A 17,154-nucleotide genomic window follows, 5' to 3' on the forward strand; every position below is an offset into this window, starting at 1 on the left:
GCCCGAAGCCGGGACATGCCCGGCCACAAATGAAAAGTGTGTATTACGGTTCGATGTTGCGCCGGTTGACCTTGGCCATCGGCAACGGGATCAGCTTGCCCATCGGTTCGCGCCGCTCCTGGCGGACCGGTCGCAAGCCCACCACGATCTTGCGCGCCACCAATAAATAGAAGCCGCCGCCCGACAGTTGCCAGTCACCGGCCTTGCGCTCCCAACCGGCCAGGCGGGTCTGCCACGCCGGTGACGCAAGCGGCGGACGATAGCACCCGAAGCGGCGTTTCTCCAGCGCGAAACCCAGCAGGTTCAGCCAGTCGGCGACCCGTGACGGCGAAATGCAGCGCGCCTTGCGCAGCGCATCCTGGGCAAACACATGCCGCAGGCCCCAACTGCTCCAGGGATTGATGCCAATGATCAGCAAATGCCCGCCGGGACGTACGCTGCTTGCCGCCTCGCGAAGCAGACCGTGGGGCGACAGGCAGAAATCCAGGCCATGCTGCAGCACCACCACATCGGCGGCATGCTCGCTCAGCGGCCAGGCCTGCTCCTCACAAACGATCTCGACCCCCGGCAACGGCGCACCAAGGCGTACATTGCGCTGTACCTGAGGGGCAGACGGCGGAGTCTGGGCCGAGGGACCGTAATGCACCAGATAACCACCAAAGAACCGCCCGAGCTCGTCTTCGAGCATGCGCCGCTCTTCGTCCAGCAGAAATTGCCCGAGGGGACCGGCCAGCCATTCGCGGGCGGCGCTGATCAACGCCAGCCAGTCAGGATCGGCTTGTGCGAACGCTTTATCAGTCATTGCATTCTCCAACGCGCCAGGAAGTTCTAAGATGCGCCAATGTTTTCCGCTTGGCGAATCCGACGATGATACAGATCACTGCCCTGCCCGCCTTCACCGACAACTACATCTGGTTGTTACAAGACCACGGCAGCAAGCGCTGCGCGGTCGTCGACCCGGGTGATGCCGGCCCCGTACAAGCCTGGCTTGCGGCCAATCCGGGCTGGGTACTGAGTGATATTTTGATCACTCATCACCATCATGACCACGTCGGCGGCGTCGAACAGCTGAAAAAAGCGACGGACGCGAAAGTCTATGGTCCGGCCAGCGAAACGATCCCGGCGCGGGACGTTGCGCTAAAGGACAACGACAAGGTCTGCGTGCTCGGCTGGGACTTCGACGTCCTCGCGGTCCCCGGCCACACCCTGGGGCACATCGCCTATTACCATCACGGCTTGCTGTTCTGCGGCGACACACTGTTTGCCGCCGGCTGCGGACGCTTGTTCGAAGGCACGCCACAGCAAATGTACAGTTCGCTGACACGCCTGGCCGGGTTGCCGGAAGACACGCTGGTGTACTGCACCCACGAATACACCCTCGGCAACCTGAAGTTTGCCGCGGCCGTCGAACCGAACAACCCGCACACCGCCGAGCGCCTGGCCAAAGTCACCCGCCAACGGGAATCCGGGATCATGACGCTGCCGTCGACACTGGCGCTGGAAAAGCTAACAAACCCGTTTTTGCGCTCCGGCGAAACATCCGTTAAAGAAAAAGCGGACGAACGGACCGGCACCGATAACTCGGCGCCCGATATGGTTTTTGCGGCGCTTCGAGCGTGGAAAGACAGGTTCTAAAGAGGCCTATCAAGATTGCAACAATTCTGAAAGGTTGACCGCGCAGGGTGCGCTTCCTAGAATCGCCCGACATTTTTGCCCGGAACTTACTTCCAGCCAATGTCGTCACCTATTCGCAAAGCCATCAGTTCAGACGCATTGACCCGCTTGGCTCAAGCCATTGCGGTGGCTGTGTCCGCCACCCTGGCGGGCTGTTCCAGCCATGCGCCGCAGACCGATGCGGCGCACACGCAGAACATCGCCGCGCGCGCCAAGCAGAAGCCGATCTGGCTCAGCGAAAAACCCAGCCCGCAAATTCCCCAGGACGTCTGGGAGCGCATGCGCCAGGGCTTCCAGCTGCAAGACGGGCTGGGCGTCAACCCGCGCATCGAGCAACAGCGCCTGTGGTTCGCCAGCAATCCATCTTTCCTCGAAAACGCCGGCGAGCGTGGCAGCCTCTACATTCACTACATCGTCGAACGTCTTGAAGAACGCAACATGCCGCTGGAACTGGCCCTGCTGCCAGTGATTGAAAGCGCCTACAACCCGATGGCCTATTCCCGGGCCAACGCGGTGGGTCTTTGGCAGTTCATCCCGTCCACCGGGCGTTACTTCAACCTGCGTCAAACCCGCTTCTATGATGGCCGTCGCGACATCACCGCGTCGACCACCGCCGCCCTGGATTACCTGACCCGCCTGCACGACATGTTCAACGGCGACTGGATGCTGGCCCTGGCGGCCTACAACGCCGGCGAGGGCACCGTCAGCCGGGCCATTGAGCGCAATGAACGCCTCGGCCTGCCGACCGACTACTGGAACCTGCCGCTGCCCTCTGAAACCCAGGCCTATGTGCCAAAGTTGCTGGCACTGTCACAGGTGGTGATGGCGCCGGAAGCCTACGGTGTGAACCTCAATCCGATCGCCAACGAGCCCTACTTCCAGGTCGTCGAAATTAACCAGCGCATGGACCTGTCCAAGGTTGCTGAAGTTGCCAATATCGACGAAGACGAACTGTTCCAGCTCAACCCGGCCTTCAAGCAGCGCACCACCCTGGATGGCCCGCAACATCTGCTGGTGCCGACCTCCAAGGCGCAATTGCTGACCAGCAGCCTGCAGACCATGCGTCCTGAAGAACTGATCAGCAAGAAATCGCTCAAGCCGGTCTTCGAAGGTGCCGACGACAGCCAGGTCGCCAGCGTCAAGCGTTCCTATCGGGTCAAGCGGGGTGACAACCTCGGTTCCATCGCCAAGGCCAACAACGTTGACGTGAAGGACCTGCAACGCTGGAACAAACTGAGCGGCAAGAACCTCAAGCCCGGCCAGACCCTGGTCATGCAGGACAACAGCAAACGCAACGCCGGGCGCGTCAACACCGTGATTGCAGCCAATACCAAGAAGCAGCAGGCCAAGTACAAGGTCCAGCAAGGCGACTCGCTGTACATCGTGGCCAAGCGCTTCAACGTGGAGATGCAGCACCTCAAGCGCTGGAATCCGCGTGTCGGCCAGGCGCTCAAGCCTGGTCAGATGTTGACGGTGGCTAATCCGCACTAACTGTAGGAGCGAGCTTGCTCGCGAAAAACCCAAGGGCACCGAGTTGATTCAGGTGCCCCGCGTCATCATTGACCACCATCGCGAGCAAGCTCGCTCCTACAGGAATGCGATCGCCCGGATCCCCCGTCTTTTTCCTGTCCATACAAGCTGTTACTGTACGGTCCACAAAGCCCAAGCCGCCTGGATCGGATCCCCTATTTGAAGCGTCCCCTGCCCCTCCTCCTGATCAGCCTGGCCTTGAGCTCCACCGCAAGCGCGACGATCAGCGAAAGCCATGGTTATGCGCAGTTCGGCACGCTCAAGTACCCGGCCCGATTTACCCACTTCGACTGGGTCAACCCGCAAGCGCCCAAGGGCGGTACTTTGCGGGTGATGGCGTTTGGCACTTTCGACACGCTCAACCCCTACACCTTCAAGGGCACCAGCCCGGTTACCACGCCGAGTTTCCTGCAATACGGCATCAACGAGCTCAACGAACCGCTGATGGTCGGCACGGGGCAGTACGCACCTTCGGGTGACGAGCCCGCGTCCAGCTACGGCCTGATTGCCCAGTCGGTGGAGTACAACGAGAACCGCAGCTGGGTGGTGTTCAACCTGCGTCCCGAAGCACGCTTCCATGACGGCACGCCGATCACCGCCTACGACGTCGCGTTCTCCTATCGCGTGTTGCTCAAGGAAGGCCATCCGCTGTACCGCACCAGTCTTCAGGAAGTGTCGCGGGTCGACATCCTCAACCCGCAGCGCATCCGTTTCGTGTTCAAGCGTGCCGGCAATCCGCTGCTGATCCTGCGCCTGGGTGAAATGCCGGTGCTGGCGCAGCACTACTGGAAAGGCCGCGACTTCAAGGCCACCACTTTCGAGCCGCCGCTGGGCAGCGGGCCGTATCGCATCACCTCGGTCACGCCAGGACGACAGATCGTCTTCGAACGGGTCAAGGATTACTGGGGCAAGGACCTGCCGGTCAATCGCGGCAAGTACAACTTCGACCGCATGGAAGTCGAGTTCTACCGCGACAGCGTCGTGGCGTTCGAGGCGTTCAAGGCCGGTGAATTCGACATCTATATCGAGCACCAGGCGAAGAACTGGGACACCGGCTACAAATTCCCCGCCGTACGCCGCGGCGAGGTGATCAAGACGCAGATTCCCCATCAGATCCCGACCCAGACCCAGGGCCTGTTCATGAACAGCCGCCGTCCGGCTTTCTCGGACACCAAGGTCCGTGAAGCGCTGGGGCTGATGTTCAACTTTGAATGGACCAACCGCTCGCTGTTCGGCGGCGCCTACCAACGCGCCATGAGCTATTACCCCAACAGCGAGTTCTCGGCCAGCGGTTTGCCGGTCGGACATGAATGGCTGCTGCTCAAGCCCTATCGCGAGCAACTGCCGGCGAGGCTCTTTACCGAGCCGTTCAGCCTGCCGCAGACCGATGGCCGCGGCATTCCCCGGGAGACCCTGCGCAAAGCCCTCGGCCTGCTCGCCGAAGCCGGCTGGAAGCTCAATGGCCAGCGCCTGCAAAACACCGCCGGGCAGCCGCTGCGCCTGGAACTGCTGCTGGTCAACCCGAACCTGGAACGCATCCTCCAACCTTACGTCGAGAACCTGGCCAGCATCGGCATCGACGCGCGGCTGCGCACGGTCGATCGCGCGCAATACAAGCAGCGCCTCGACCAGTTCGATTTCGACATGATTCTGATGACCCTCAACCAGACACTCAGCCCGGGCCTGGAACAATGGCAGTACTTTCACTCCAGCCAGGCCGGGGTCAAGGGCAGCAAGAACTACGCCGGCATTGCCAACCCGGTGGTCGACCATTTGCTCGAACAGTTGCTGGCCGCCCGGACCCGCGATGAACAGGTCGCCGCCGGCAAGGCCCTCGACCGCGTGCTGCTGTGGCAGCACTACATCGTTCCCAACTGGTACCTCAATTATCACCGCCTGGGGTACCGCAACCGGCTCGCCTTCGTCACCACCCCGCCCTACACCCTGGGCCTGAACGCGTGGTGGCTGAAATCTTCGGAGAAAGATCAATGAAACCCATCCGTGCCCTGCTCCTGCAGGCCAGCGGTCTGCTGTTCGCCGGGCTGGCCTGCGCCGCCCCGCAACATGCCGTGACCTTGTATAACGAACCGCCGAAATACCCGGCCGATTTCAAACACTTCGACTACGTCAACCCGGACGCGCCCAAGGGCGGGATTTTCCGCCAGGCCGGTTTCGGCGGCTTCGACAGCCTTAACCCCTTCATCAGCAAAGGCGTGCCGGCGGACGATATCGGCAACATCTACGACACCCTGGCCAAGCAAGGCCTGGACGAGCCGTTCACCGAGTACGGCTTGATCGCCCGCCTGATCGAGAAAGCCCCGGACAACGCCTGGGTGCGCTTCTACCTGCGCCCCGAAGCACGTTTCCATGACGGCCATGCGGTACGCGCCGAGGACGTGGTGTTCAGCTTCCAGATGCTGACCAAGGACGGCGCGCCGATGTACCGCGGCTACTACAGCGATGTGGCCGAAGTGATCGCCGAAGACCCGCTCACCGTACTGTTCAAGTTCAAGCACACCAACAACCGCGAGTTGCCGCTGATCCTCGGCCAGTTGCCGGTGCTGCCCAAGCACTGGTGGGCCGACCGCGACTTCAACAAGGGCAACCTGGAAATCCCGCTGGGCAGTGGCCCGTACAAGGTCAGCGAAGTGAAAGCCGGACGCTCGGTGCGATACGAGCGGGTCAAGGACTACTGGGGCAAGGACCTGCCGGTCAATCGCGGTTTCTACAACTTCGACGTGATGACCACCGACTACTACCGCGACAACACCGTGGCCCTGGAAGCGCTCAAGGCCGGGCAGTTCGACTACTGGCTGGAAATGACCGCGAAGAACTGGGCCAACGCCTACAACATTGCGGCGGTCACCGAAGGTCGACTGGTCAAGGAACAGATTCCCAACGGCAATCCCACCGGCATGCAAGGGTTCGTGTTCAATATGCGCCGCCCGGTGTTCCAGGATGTGCGTGTGCGCCAGGCCCTGTCGCTGTTGCTGGATTTCGAATGGACCAACAAGCAACTGTTCAACGGTGCCTACGCGCGTACCCGCAGTTACTTCGAGAACTCGGAAATGGCCGCCACCGGCCTGCCTGACACCGATCAGGTGGCGATCCTCGAACCGTTCCGTAGCAAGCTGGCACCTCAGGTGTTCAACGAAGCCTTCCAGAACCCGACCACCGACGGCAGCGGCATGATCCGCGCCCAGCAACGGCAAGCCTATCAATTGCTGCAGGAGGCCGGCTGGCGCATCGTCGATGACAAGATGGTCGACGCCACCGGCAAGCCGGTGGTCATCGAGTTCCTGTTGGCCCAGACCGAATTCGAACGGGTGCTGCTGCCGTTCAAACGCAACCTGAGCGACCTGGGCATCGATCTGGTGATCCGCCGGGTCGACGTCTCGCAGTACATCAACCGCGTGCGTTCCCGGGACTTCGACATGATCGTCGGCAGCTTCCCGCAGTCCAACTCGCCGGGTAACGAACAACGGGAATTCTGGATGTCGGACGCCGCCGACAAGCCCGGCAGCCGCAACTCCATGGGCCTGAAGGATCCGGTGGTCGATCAACTGGTCGAGCAACTGATCAACGCCGATTCGCGCAACAGCCTGGTGGCCCACGCCCGCGCGCTGGACCGAGTTCTGCAATGGGGCTATTACGTAATACCCAACTGGCACATCAAGACCTGGCGCGTGGCCTACTGGAACCACATCGGCCATCCCAAGGTCTCGCCTAAATACGATATCGGCACGGCCACCTGGTGGGTCAAGCCGGACATCAAGCCGGCAATAGAAGTCGAAACCACACTGCAGGCCGATCCTGCGGGCACGGAGTAATCAGATGCTGGCGTACATTTTTCGGCGACTGTTGCTGATCATTCCGACCCTGTTCGGCATTCTGCTGATCAACTTCGTGATCATCCAGGCGGCCCCCGGTGGACCGGTGGAGCAGATGATCGCCAAGCTCGAAGGCTTCGAGGGCGCCACCAGCCGCATCGCCGGCGGTGGTGCCGAAGTCTCGGTGGCAGGCTCGGCCTATCGCGGCGCCCAGGGCCTGGACCCGGCGCTGATCAAGGAAATCGAGCACATGTACGGCTTCGACAAATCGGCGCCGGAACGCTTGTGGATCATGGTCAAGAACTATGCATCCCTGGATTTCGGCGACAGCTTCTTCCGCGACGCCAAGGTCATCGACCTGATCAAGGAAAAGATGCCGGTGTCGATCTCCCTCGGGCTGTGGAGCACGCTGATCATGTACCTGGTGTCGATCCCGCTGGGGATCGCCAAGGCCAAGCGGCACGGCAGCCACTTCGACGTCTGGACCAGTTCGGCGATCATTGTCGGCTACGCGATCCCGGCGTTCCTGTTCGCCATCCTGTTGATCGTGGTGTTCGCCGGCGGCAGTTACCTGGACTGGTTCCCCTTGCGCGGGCTGACTTCGAACAACTTCGATGAACTGAGCATGGGCGGCAAGATCCTCGACTACTTCTGGCACCTGGCGCTGCCGGTGACCGCGCTGGTCATCGGCAACTTCGCAACCATGACCCTGCTGACCAAAAACAGCTTCCTCGACGAGATCAACAAGCAATACGTGATCACCGCCAGGGCCAAGGGCCTGACCAACCACCGCGTGCTGTACGGCCACGTGTTCCGCAACGCCATGCTGCTGGTGATCGCCGGGTTTCCTTCGGCCTTCATCGGCATCTTCTTCACCGGCTCGTTGCTGGTGGAGGTGATCTTCTCCCTCGACGGCCTCGGCCTGATGAGTTTCGAGGCGGCGATCAACCGCGATTACCCGGTGGTGTTCGGCACGCTGTTCATCTTCACCCTGCTCGGGCTGGTGGTGAAACTGATCGGCGACCTCACCTACACCTTTGTCGATCCACGCATCGACTTCGAAAGCCGGGAGCATTGAGATGAACCTGTCCCCTCTCAATCGCCGCCGCTTCGAACTGTTCAAGGCCAACAAGCGTGGCTGGTGGTCGCTGTGGTTGTTCCTGGTCCTGTTCGGCGCCAGCCTGGGTGCCGAGTTGATCGCCAACGACAAGCCGCTGGTGGTGCACTACGACAACAACTGGTACTTCCCGGCGCTCAAACGCTACCCGGAAACCACCTTCGGCGGTGAATTTCCGCTAGAGGCGAACTACAAGAGTCCGTACATCCGTGAACTGCTCAAGGCCAAAGACGCCTGGGTGCTGTGGGCGCCGATTCCCTACAGCTACCAGAGCATCAACTACGACCTGAAAGTCCCGGCCCCGGCCCCGCCCTCGACGGACAACCTGCTGGGCACCGACGATCAGGGCCGCGACGTGCTGGCCCGGGTGATCTACGGTTTCCGCATTTCCGTACTGTTCGCCCTGACCCTGACCGTGCTCAGCTCGATCATCGGCGTGATCGCCGGGGCCTTGCAGGGTTTCTACGGCGGCTGGGTGGATCTGGCCGGGCAGCGGTTCCTGGAAATCTGGTCTGGATTGCCGGTGCTGTACCTGCTGATCATCCTTGCCAGTTTCGTGCAGCCCAACTTCTGGTGGTTGCTGGGGATCATGCTGCTGTTCTCATGGATGAGCCTGGTCGACGTGGTGCGCGCCGAGTTCCTGCGCGGGCGCAACCTGGAATACGTGCGCGCCGCGCGCGCCCTGGGCATGCAGAACGGCGCGATCATGTTCCGTCACATCCTGCCCAACGCGATGGTCTCGACCATGACCTTCATGCCGTTCATCCTCACCGGCGCCATCGGTACGCTGACCGCCCTGGACTTCCTCGGCTTCGGCTTGCCGGCGGGCAGCCCGTCCCTGGGTGAACTGGTGGCCCAGGGCAAATCCAACCTGCAGGCGCCGTGGCTGGGCATCAGCGCCTTTGCGGTGCTGGCCTTGATGTTGAGTCTGCTGGTGTTCATCGGCGAGTCCGCTCGCGATGCCTTCGACCCGAGGAAGTGAAATGAATCAGCACAATCTGATCGAAGTGCGCGACCTGTCCGTCAATTTTGTCGTCGGCAATCGCTGCCAGCGGGCGGTCGAAGGCGTCAGCTTCGACATCAAGCGCGGTGAAACCCTGGCGTTGGTCGGCGAGAGTGGTTCCGGCAAATCGGTCACCGCACACTCGATCCTGCGCCTGCTGCCCTACCCGCTCGCCCGGCATCCGTCCGGCACCATCTTGTATTCCGGGCAGAACCTGCTGGACCTGAAAGAAAAAACCATCCGCCACATTCGCGGCAACCGGATTGCGATGATCTTCCAGGAGCCGATGACCTCGCTCAATCCCCTGCACTCGATCGAGAAGCAGATCAACGAAGTGCTGGGCATCCACAAGGGCCTGACCGGCAAGGTTGCGACCAAACGCACCCTGGAGCTGCTGGAGATGGTCGGCATCCCCGAGCCGCACAAGCGACTCAAGGCCCTGCCCCACGAATTGTCCGGCGGCCAGCGTCAGCGGGTGATGATCGCCATGGCCCTGGCCAACGAGCCGGAACTGCTGATCGCCGACGAGCCGACCACCGCGCTGGACGTGACCGTTCAGCTGAAAATCCTCGAATTGCTCAAGGAATTGCAGGCCCGATTGGGCATGGCCCTGCTGCTGATCAGCCATGATTTGAACCTTGTGCGAAGAATTGCGCATCGCGTATGTGTCATGCAGCAAGGTTGCATCGTCGAACAGGCATCGTGCGAAGAACTGTTCCGCGCGCCGCAGCATCCGTACACTCGGGAACTGCTGGCAGCGGAGCCCGGCGGCAAGCCTGCAAGCAACGTGATCGGCCCGCCGTTGCTGGCGGTCGAGGACCTCAAAGTCTGGTTTCCGATCAAGAAAGGCCTGCTCAAGCGCACGGTGGATTACGTCAAGGCGGTCGACGGCATCAATTTCAGCCTGCCCCAGGGCCAGACCCTGGGGATAGTGGGAGAAAGCGGTTCCGGCAAATCGACCCTGGGCCTGGCAATTTTGCGGTTGATCGCCAGCAAGGGTGCCATCCGCTTTGAAGGCCAGCAGCTAGACTGCCTGACGCAGCAACAGGTCAGGCCGCTGCGACGGGAGATGCAAGTGGTGTTTCAGGACCCGTTCGGCAGCCTGAGCCCGCGGATGTGCGTGAGCCAGATCGTTGGCGAAGGCCTGCGGATCCACAAGATGGGCACCGAGGCGGAACAGGAACAAGCGATCATTGCGGCACTCAAGGAGGTAGGTCTGGACCCGGAAACCCGGCACCGCTACCCCCACGAATTTTCCGGCGGGCAACGGCAGAGAATCGCCATTGCCCGGGCATTGGTGTTAAAACCGGCGTTGATTTTGCTGGACGAGCCGACTTCGGCCCTCGACCGCACGGTACAACGCCAGGTAGTGGAGCTTTTGCGTTCACTGCAAACCAAGTACAACCTGACGTATCTGTTTATCAGCCATGACCTGGCTGTGGTGAAAGCGCTGAGCCACCAGTTGATGGTGGTCAAGCATGGCCAAGTGGTCGAACAGGGAGACGCGCAAAGCATTTTTGCCGCCCCCCAACATCCGTATACACAGCAGTTGCTGGAAGCCGCTTTTTTGGCTCCGGCCACTGCGCAATAACCTGAAAGAGGAGCAACACATGGGTTTTCTCGCCGGTAAGCGCGTACTGATCGTCGGTGTCGCCAGCAAGCTGTCCATCGCATCCGGCATCGCTGCCGCCATGCATCGCGAGGGCGCTGAGCTTGCCTTCACTTATCAGAACGACAAACTCAAGGGTCGTGTCGAAGAGTTCGCACAAGGCTGGGGTTCGAGCCCTGAGCTGTGCTTCCCGTGCGACGTGGCCAGCGATGAAGAAATCGCCAAGGTCTTCGAAGAGCTGAGCAAGAAGTGGGACGGCCTGGACTGCATCGTGCACTCCGTCGGCTTCGCCCCGGGCGACCAACTGGACGGCGACTTCACCGAAGCCACCACCCGCGAAGGTTTCCGCATCTCCCACGACATCAGCGCCTACAGCTTCGTGGCCCTGGCCAAGGCTGGCCGCGAAATGATGAAAGGCCGCAACGGCAGCCTGCTGACCCTGTCGTACCTGGGCGCCGAGCGCACCATGCCGAACTACAACGTCATGGGCATGGCCAAGGCTTCCCTGGAAGCCGGCGTACGTTACCTGGCCGGCTCCCTGGGCCCGGACGGTACTCGCGTCAACTGTGTATCGGCAGGCCCCATCCGTACCCTCGCCGCTTCCGGCATCAAGAACTTCCGCAAGATGCTGGCCGCCAACGAAGCGCAAACCCCGCTGCGCCGCAACGTCACCATCGAAGAAGTCGGCAACGCCGGCGCCTTCCTGTGCTCGGACCTGGCGTCCGGCATCAGCGGTGAAATCATGTACGTGGACGGTGGCTTCAACACCACGGCCATGGGCAGCATCGAAGAGTAATCTTCGCTCAGCCAAAAAACCCGCCGCTTTTGGCGGGTTTTTTATGCCTGCGATTTCCCGGACAAACACAGCCCCCCCCGTGGGAGCGAGCTTGCTCGCGATTACGGCCTGTCAGTCGACATCAATGGTGAATGTCAGTCCGATATCGCGAGCAAGCTCGCTCCCACAGGGGATCATGTTCAGTCAGCTATCGGCGTCAGGCATTTGGCAAACAACTGCTGAATCGGCTGCATCCGCTGGCTATAGCGCTGCAACAGCACGATCTCCCGATGGAAGGTCAGTTCGCCCAGCGGGACGATCCGCACCCCCGCCCCATGCTCCAGCCACAGCCCCGCCTCCGGCAACAACGAAACCCCCAACCCACACTCGACCATTTTGACAATGGCCTCCAGTTCATCCAGCTCCAGAGCCACGTGCACCTCGATCTGCCGTTCGCGCAGAAACCGCGTCACCAGCCGCCCGCCAAACGAATTGCGGTCGTAGCGCACATGAGGGTGCTCGGCGAGCAGTTGCAGCGGATCATCGCCGCCCAGGTCCGCCGGTACGATCAGCACGAACGGTTCCCGGCGAATGACCTGCGCAGACAATTCCTTGGGCAACTCAAACGGCGGCTTGATCAGGATCGCCAGGTCCACTTCTCCCGTGTCGACCTGACTCAGCAGATTCAGTGACACACCGGGCACCAGCTTGGGCTCCAGCAAGGGCGCCTGTTGGCGCAAGCGCACCAGCGCCTGGGGCAGCAGCCCGGTCTGAGCAGTCGCCACTGCGCCGATTCTCAGTTCGCCACGGTACTCGCTGACATCGTCGCTGACGGCCATGCGGCTGAAGGTCTCGAGCATTTCCCTGGCCATCGGCAACGCACGTTGCCCCGCCGCGTTGAGCAGCGCCTGGCGGCCGGTGCGGTCGAACAGACGGATGCCAAGGGCTTGTTCCAGGTTGCGAATCTGCGCGCTGACCGCCGATTGCGTCAGGCCGATGTGCATGCCCGCTGCCGCGAACGTGCCGTAACGCGCCACCGCGATAAAGGTTTTCAGTTCGCGCAGCATGGCGGCCTCGATTGATCGAAATAATTTGAGCTCGATGCAAAAATTATCGTCTTTCAATCAAAAAGCACAGGGCTAAACTCGACACATTCCCACCCACACCGAGGTTCGCCTGATGCAACTGTCCCCTTTTCACCTGGCCATTCCGGTCTACGACTTGCCGGCCGCCCGACATTTCTATGGTTCAGTGTTTGGCCTGGAGGAAGGTCGTTCCAGCGAGCATTGGGTGGACTTCAATTTTTTCGGCCATCAACTGGTGATTCACCTGGCGCCGAAAAACCCCACGCAAGAAGCCGCGCACACCAATGCCGTGGATGGTCACGATGTGCCGGTGCCGCATTTTGGCGTGGTACTCGGGATGGCCGAGTGGGAGGCGCTGGCCGAGCGGTTGAAGTCGCTGGAGACACGCTTCGTGATCGAACCGGGGATTCGATTTCAGGGGCTGGTGGGTGAACAGGCGACGATGTTTCTGTTTGATCCTTGCGGGAATGCGCTGGAGTTCAAGGCGTTCAAGGATATTGGACAACTGTTTGCCAAGTAGGCGTTGCCTGTCAGGACGCCATCGCGAGCAAGCTCGCTCCCACAGTGGATTTGTGGCGTCCATAAATCCTGCTCGCGAAGAGGTCCGCTAATACAACACCGCCCTAACGGCTCATCACACGCTCGGCCTCCTCCAGCAGTTCCTCGATTGAGTCATGAACAGCGGGGTTGTATTCGACCTGGGTAACGCTGAACCGAATGTCATAACTGCGATGCGCCGTGGCGTTGCGCTCATCGAGTATCTCATTGAGTCGCACCTTGATCGCCTCAATCTCAACGGCACTGGACCCGGTCAGCAGCGCCACGAACCGGTCGCCGTCGAGTCGGCCGACCACATCGTTTTCACGAAAGCCGATACGCAGGACATCGGCGAACGTCTTGAGCGCATCGTCACCTTTGGCCCGGCCATACAGATAGCAGATGAGCTTGAATTCATCGAGGCTGAGGTACAGCAGTGTCGCCGGCGTCTCCAGTTGTCGGCAGGCGTCCAGCCCGAGTTGGGCCAATGCGGTGAAACCATGGCGATTGGACAGCAGCGTCAGCTCGTCCATGCTCGCCATCTGCACCCCTGCCAGTTCTTGTTCGGCCTGGCGAGCCAGTTCGCGCAACCGTTCACGTTCTTGCTGTGGCGTGAGCAACGGGTTGGCTGATTGGCCCGGTTTACCTGTTTTGCCTGAGATCAACATCGTTCACTCCCTTGGCGGGTATGTACGTTAGAGTCGCCCGTACCCACATTGACTCCCTGTAAGCGTGCCGCTGGTCAGCTACCTGCCACCGGGCACGGTCCTCCCGCATCGGCCCAGCGCTTGAACTGGGCGACGAAAGTATCGTGGGGCACCGGCACCGGCGCGCGATTGCCGCCGGGGTTCCAGCCCCACAGCACCAGCTTGTCGTCGCTGACGTGCTTGATCAGCGCGGCAAAATCCCGATCGCCGTTGCTGGAGCGATCCTTGATCATCGCGCACAGCCGGTCGGCTGGCAGGCCGATCCAGGCCATGCGGTGCGCGGCCGGTGGCAAACTCCAGTGCGGCGCACCCGGTGGTGCGTGGGGGCCGTAACTGGCCGGCGGATTGCTTTGCGCATGGCAGGTTGCACAGGGCAACCCGGCCGAACCCTTGCCGTCCATGCCACGCACGACATTCATGGCGTGGGGCACGCCGGCATCGAATTGCAGCGGCGAATCCCCAGGAATATGGCAGTTCTGGCAACGGGGGCTCTGGAAGACCTTCTGCACGGTGTCGAACGCCTGCAAGGCCTCGCGGTCATCGGCGAACACGTGCGATGCGTAGGCGATGAGACAGACCAGGATCACCGCCCCAAGCAACCAGTGATGTCGTTTCATCTCACACCCCCGCCAGCTGCAAGGGCAGCTCCCGCAGGCGCTGCCCGGTCAGGGCAAACACCGCGTTGGCCACCGCTGGCGCCATGGGTGGCACACCGGCTTCGCCGATACCACCGGGTTTGTCGCTGCTGGGCACGATATGCACTTCGACCAGCGGCATTTCGTTGAGCCGCAGCACCCGATAGTCGTGATAGTTGGACTGCACCACCTGCCCGTCCTTGAGTGTCAGCTTGCTGTGCAAGGCGAAGCTGAGGCCAAAGGTAATACACGATTCCATCTGCGCGGCGATGCTCTGCGGGTTGACCGCAATGCCGCAATCCACCGCGCACACCACCCGGTGCACGCGGATGGCGAGGTTCTCCTGGGACACCTCGGCCACCTGGGCCACGTAGCTGCCGAACGACTCATGCACCGCCACACCCAGGGCATGGCCGTCCGGCAGTGGCGCCGTCCAGTTGGCCTTCTCCACCGCGAGGTTCAGCACACCCAGATGGCGCGGATGGTCCTTGAGCAAGGTGCGCCGATATTCCACCGGATCCTTGCCGGCCGCCGTGGCCAGTTCATCGATCAGCGACTCCATGACAAACGCGGTGTGGGTGTGCCCCACCGAACGCAGCCACAACACGCTGATGCCGGTCTGCGGTGAATGCAGTTCAATCTGGTGATTGGCCAACCCTTCGAGGTAGGGGCTGTCCGCCACGCCTTCGACGGAGGTCTTGTCGATCCCGTCCTTGACCATGCTCGCTTCAAGCGAGGTCCCGGCCATGATCGACTGGCCGACCATCACATGCTTCCAGGCCAGTGGCAGGCCGTCAGCGCCGAGCCCGATACGCGCATGGTGCAGGAACGCCGAGCGGTAATAGCCGCCGCGGATGTCGTCCTCCCGCGCCCACACGGTTTTCACCGGTGCACCGGCAGCCTTGGCGACATACACCGCTTCGCTGACGAAATCCGACGTCGGATTGGCCCGGCGCCCAAAGCCGCCACCGAGAAACTCGGTATGGATCACCACCTGTTCGGGTTTGAGCCCGGTGATTTTCCCGGCGACCATTTGGTCCAGGGTCTGGAACTGGGTGCCAGTCCAGATTTCGCATTTGTCCTTGGTGATGCTCACCGTGCAGTTCAGTGGCTCCATCGGCGCGTGTGCCAGGTAAGGCACGCTGTATTCAACGTCGATTTTCTTGGCCGCTTTCGCCAGCGCAGCCTGGGTATCCCCCGCCTGGCCTGCGTTCAGGCCGGGGGTGGTGGCGAGTTTGCGGAAGTTCTCCAGCAACGCCTGGCTGTCGAGCCCGGCGTTCGGCCCCGGATTCCACTCGATTTTCAGCGCATCGCGCCCCAGCTTCGCCGCCCAAAAATGATCGGCAATCACCGCGATGCCGGTCGGCACTTGCACCACTTTGTGCACACCCGGAATCGCCAGCGCTTCGGCGCCTTCAAAGGATTTGACGCTACCGCCGAAGGTGGGCGAACGGGCGACCATCGCAGTCATCAGCCCGTCAAACTGCACGTCCATGCCGAACTTCGCCCGGCCGGTGATTTTTTCCGGAGTGTCCAGACGTTGGGTGGGTTTGCCGATCAGCTTCCAGTCCTTTGCGTCCTTGAGTTTGATCGAGGCCGGGTCTGGCCGTGGCAATTGCCCAGCCTCATCGGCCAGTTCGCCGTAGGTGGCACGGTGCTCACCGGCCATGACCACCCCCGATTCGGTATGAATCTCGGACGGCGCGACGTTGAAACGCTTGGCCGCTGCGTCGATCAACATCAAGCGCGCCGCCGCGCCGGCCTGGCGATAGCGGTCGAACTCCATCCAGGTCGAGGTCGAACCGCCGGTGATTTGCATCCCGCCAAAACCAGGCAGGCCGTAATCGGCGGCCGAAGCCGGTGCATGCTCGACGCGGATTTTCGTCCAGTCGGCGTCCAGTTCTTCGGCGATCAGCATGGTCAGGCCGGTCCAGATGCCCTGGCCCATTTCCGAGTGCCCCAGCAATACGGTGACACTGTTGTCGTTGCCAATACGCAGGAAGGCATTGGGCGCAAACACGTTACCCTGGTTTTCCGCGCCCATGGCGAAACGGTGGGCACCGGGCATGGCAAACGCGACCACCAGCCCGCCGCCCAGCATGGCACTGCCCTTGAGAAAACCACGACGCGATAACGCGTTGATGCTGTTCATGGCGCAAGCTCCCTTCAACCCGGCCTCAACCCAGCTCGGCGGCGCGCTTGACCGCCGCGCGGATCCTCGGGTAAGTGCCGCAACGGCAGATGTTCCCGGACAGCGCCTGATCGATGTCGCTGTCGGTCGGTTTCGGAATTTTCGCCAGCAATGCGGCCGCCGACATGATCTGCCCGGACTGACAATAGCCACACTGGACCACGTCAAGTTCCGCCCAGGCCTGTTGGACCGGGTGCGAACCATCCGCGGAAAGGCCTTCGATGGTGAGAATCTTTTGCCCATGGGCCACGGCCGTGGCCGGTGTGATGCACGAGCGCAGCGGTGCGCCATCGACGTGCACGGTGCAGGCCCCGCATTGGGCGATGCCGCAGCCGAATTTGGTGCCGGTGAGGTGGGCGACATCGCGCAAGACCCAGAGCAGCGGCATGTCGGCGGGGACATCCAGCTCCTGATCCTGGCCATTGATGTTCAGGGTCAGCATGGCGCGGTTCCTCAGACTC

At 61.6% G+C, this 17,154-nt stretch carries 15 protein-coding genes; 9 read left to right on the forward strand and 6 right to left on the reverse strand.

Annotated features, from left to right (window positions below; genetic code table 11):
- Positions 1-43 precede the first annotated feature (43 nt).
- Complete coding sequence (locus AC1RP7_RS01125) at positions 44-802, reverse strand: class I SAM-dependent methyltransferase (RefSeq protein ID WP_007988453.1); 759 nt, start codon at positions 800-802, stop codon at positions 44-46.
- Between the two features lie 65 nt (positions 803-867).
- On the opposite strand from AC1RP7_RS01125, the gene gloB reads away from it, so the two are divergent.
- The 8 genes from gloB (at position 868) to fabI (ending at position 11,559) form a co-directional block, all read left to right on the forward strand.
- Positions 868-1,635 carry a hydroxyacylglutathione hydrolase gene (gloB, locus tag AC1RP7_RS01130; RefSeq protein ID WP_057715032.1) on the forward strand — a complete coding sequence of 256 codons (768 nt, stop codon included), beginning with the start codon at positions 868-870 and terminating at the stop codon, positions 1,633-1,635.
- Between the two features lie 99 nt (positions 1,636-1,734).
- Positions 1,735-3,165 (forward strand): transglycosylase SLT domain-containing protein, encoded by a 1,431-nt coding sequence (locus tag AC1RP7_RS01135; protein ID WP_493180833.1) that lies wholly within the window; start codon positions 1,735-1,737, stop codon positions 3,163-3,165.
- A gap of 210 nt (positions 3,166-3,375) precedes the next feature.
- The gene (locus AC1RP7_RS01140; RefSeq protein ID WP_493181011.1) at positions 3,376-5,196 is read left to right on the forward strand and encodes an extracellular solute-binding protein; all 1,821 of its coding nucleotides are present in this window, start codon (positions 3,376-3,378) and stop codon (positions 5,194-5,196) included.
- Entirely contained in the window at positions 5,193-7,034 is a 1,842-nt protein-coding gene (locus AC1RP7_RS01145; protein WP_154860118.1) for an extracellular solute-binding protein, read from the forward strand. Before AC1RP7_RS01140 ends, AC1RP7_RS01145 begins: the two co-directional genes overlap by 4 nt.
- Before the next feature lie 4 nt (positions 7,035-7,038).
- Positions 7,039-8,112, forward strand: a complete 1,074-nt coding sequence (locus AC1RP7_RS01150; protein ID WP_057715036.1) for a microcin C ABC transporter permease YejB — start codon at positions 7,039-7,041, stop codon at positions 8,110-8,112.
- Between the two features lies 1 nt (position 8,113).
- Entirely contained in the window at positions 8,114-9,133 is a 1,020-nt protein-coding gene (locus AC1RP7_RS01155) for an ABC transporter permease (protein WP_057715037.1), read from the forward strand.
- A gap of 1 nt (position 9,134) precedes the next feature.
- Entirely contained in the window at positions 9,135-10,745 is a 1,611-nt protein-coding gene (locus tag AC1RP7_RS01160) for an ABC transporter ATP-binding protein (protein ID WP_090455008.1), read from the forward strand.
- A gap of 19 nt (positions 10,746-10,764) precedes the next feature.
- The gene (fabI, locus tag AC1RP7_RS01165; protein WP_057715039.1) at positions 10,765-11,559 is read left to right on the forward strand and encodes an enoyl-ACP reductase FabI; all 795 of its coding nucleotides are present in this window, start codon (positions 10,765-10,767) and stop codon (positions 11,557-11,559) included.
- A gap of 179 nt (positions 11,560-11,738) precedes the next feature.
- Here the strand turns inward: fabI and AC1RP7_RS01170 are convergent, their stop codons facing one another.
- Positions 11,739-12,605: a LysR family transcriptional regulator gene (locus AC1RP7_RS01170; RefSeq protein ID WP_493180832.1), complete on the reverse strand. Its 867-nt coding sequence runs from the start codon at positions 12,603-12,605 to the stop codon at positions 11,739-11,741.
- Between the two features lie 112 nt (positions 12,606-12,717).
- On the opposite strand from AC1RP7_RS01170, the gene AC1RP7_RS01175 reads away from it, so the two are divergent.
- Positions 12,718-13,143: a VOC family protein gene (locus AC1RP7_RS01175; RefSeq protein WP_492624802.1), complete on the forward strand. Its 426-nt coding sequence runs from the start codon at positions 12,718-12,720 to the stop codon at positions 13,141-13,143.
- A 103-nt stretch (positions 13,144-13,246) separates the two neighbouring features.
- On the opposite strand, the gene AC1RP7_RS01180 is transcribed toward AC1RP7_RS01175, so the two are convergent.
- From AC1RP7_RS01180 to AC1RP7_RS01195, 4 genes are all read right to left on the reverse strand, one after another.
- Positions 13,247-13,828, reverse strand: a complete 582-nt coding sequence (locus tag AC1RP7_RS01180; RefSeq protein ID WP_223502160.1) for a GGDEF domain-containing protein — start codon at positions 13,826-13,828, stop codon at positions 13,247-13,249.
- Between the two features lie 74 nt (positions 13,829-13,902).
- Positions 13,903-14,484, reverse strand: coding sequence for a hypothetical protein (locus tag AC1RP7_RS01185; protein ID WP_057715043.1), 582 nt, complete (start codon positions 14,482-14,484; stop codon positions 13,903-13,905).
- A gap of 1 nt (position 14,485) precedes the next feature.
- Positions 14,486-16,654: a xanthine dehydrogenase family protein molybdopterin-binding subunit gene (locus tag AC1RP7_RS01190; RefSeq protein WP_493180831.1), complete on the reverse strand. Its 2,169-nt coding sequence runs from the start codon at positions 16,652-16,654 to the stop codon at positions 14,486-14,488.
- Between the two features lie 25 nt (positions 16,655-16,679).
- Positions 16,680-17,135 (reverse strand): (2Fe-2S)-binding protein, encoded by a 456-nt coding sequence (locus AC1RP7_RS01195; RefSeq protein WP_057715045.1) that lies wholly within the window; start codon positions 17,133-17,135, stop codon positions 16,680-16,682.
- Between the last annotated feature and the right edge of the window lie 19 nt (positions 17,136-17,154).

It is taken from the genome of Pseudomonas sp. GW822-FHT01E03, assembly GCF_058802985.1.

What these genes read in the sequence shown, in the direction of transcription:
- AC1RP7_RS01180 (WP_223502160.1), bottom strand. Translation starts at nt 13,828, where the DNA reads ATGTTGATCTCAGGCAAAACAGGTAAACCGGGCCAATCAGCCAACCCG.
- gloB (WP_057715032.1), top strand. Translation starts at nt 868, where the DNA reads ATGATACAGATCACTGCCCTGCCCGCCTTCACCGACAACTACATCTGG.
- AC1RP7_RS01155 (WP_057715037.1), top strand. Translation starts at nt 8,114, where the DNA reads ATGAACCTGTCCCCTCTCAATCGCCGCCGCTTCGAACTGTTCAAGGCC.
- AC1RP7_RS01160 (WP_090455008.1), top strand. Translation starts at nt 9,135, where the DNA reads ATGAATCAGCACAATCTGATCGAAGTGCGCGACCTGTCCGTCAATTTT.
- AC1RP7_RS01175 (WP_492624802.1), top strand. Translation starts at nt 12,718, where the DNA reads ATGCAACTGTCCCCTTTTCACCTGGCCATTCCGGTCTACGACTTGCCG.
- AC1RP7_RS01150 (WP_057715036.1), top strand. Translation starts at nt 7,039, where the DNA reads ATGCTGGCGTACATTTTTCGGCGACTGTTGCTGATCATTCCGACCCTG.
- AC1RP7_RS01125 (WP_007988453.1), bottom strand. Translation starts at nt 802, where the DNA reads ATGACTGATAAAGCGTTCGCACAAGCCGATCCTGACTGGCTGGCGTTG.
- fabI (WP_057715039.1), top strand. Translation starts at nt 10,765, where the DNA reads ATGGGTTTTCTCGCCGGTAAGCGCGTACTGATCGTCGGTGTCGCCAGC.
- AC1RP7_RS01185 (WP_057715043.1), bottom strand. Translation starts at nt 14,484, where the DNA reads ATGAAACGACATCACTGGTTGCTTGGGGCGGTGATCCTGGTCTGTCTC.
- AC1RP7_RS01190 (WP_493180831.1), bottom strand. Translation starts at nt 16,654, where the DNA reads ATGAACAGCATCAACGCGTTATCGCGTCGTGGTTTTCTCAAGGGCAGT.
- AC1RP7_RS01170 (WP_493180832.1), bottom strand. Translation starts at nt 12,605, where the DNA reads ATGCTGCGCGAACTGAAAACCTTTATCGCGGTGGCGCGTTACGGCACG.
- AC1RP7_RS01135 (WP_493180833.1), top strand. Translation starts at nt 1,735, where the DNA reads ATGTCGTCACCTATTCGCAAAGCCATCAGTTCAGACGCATTGACCCGC.
- AC1RP7_RS01195 (WP_057715045.1), bottom strand. Translation starts at nt 17,135, where the DNA reads ATGCTGACCCTGAACATCAATGGCCAGGATCAGGAGCTGGATGTCCCC.
- AC1RP7_RS01145 (WP_154860118.1), top strand. Translation starts at nt 5,193, where the DNA reads ATGAAACCCATCCGTGCCCTGCTCCTGCAGGCCAGCGGTCTGCTGTTC.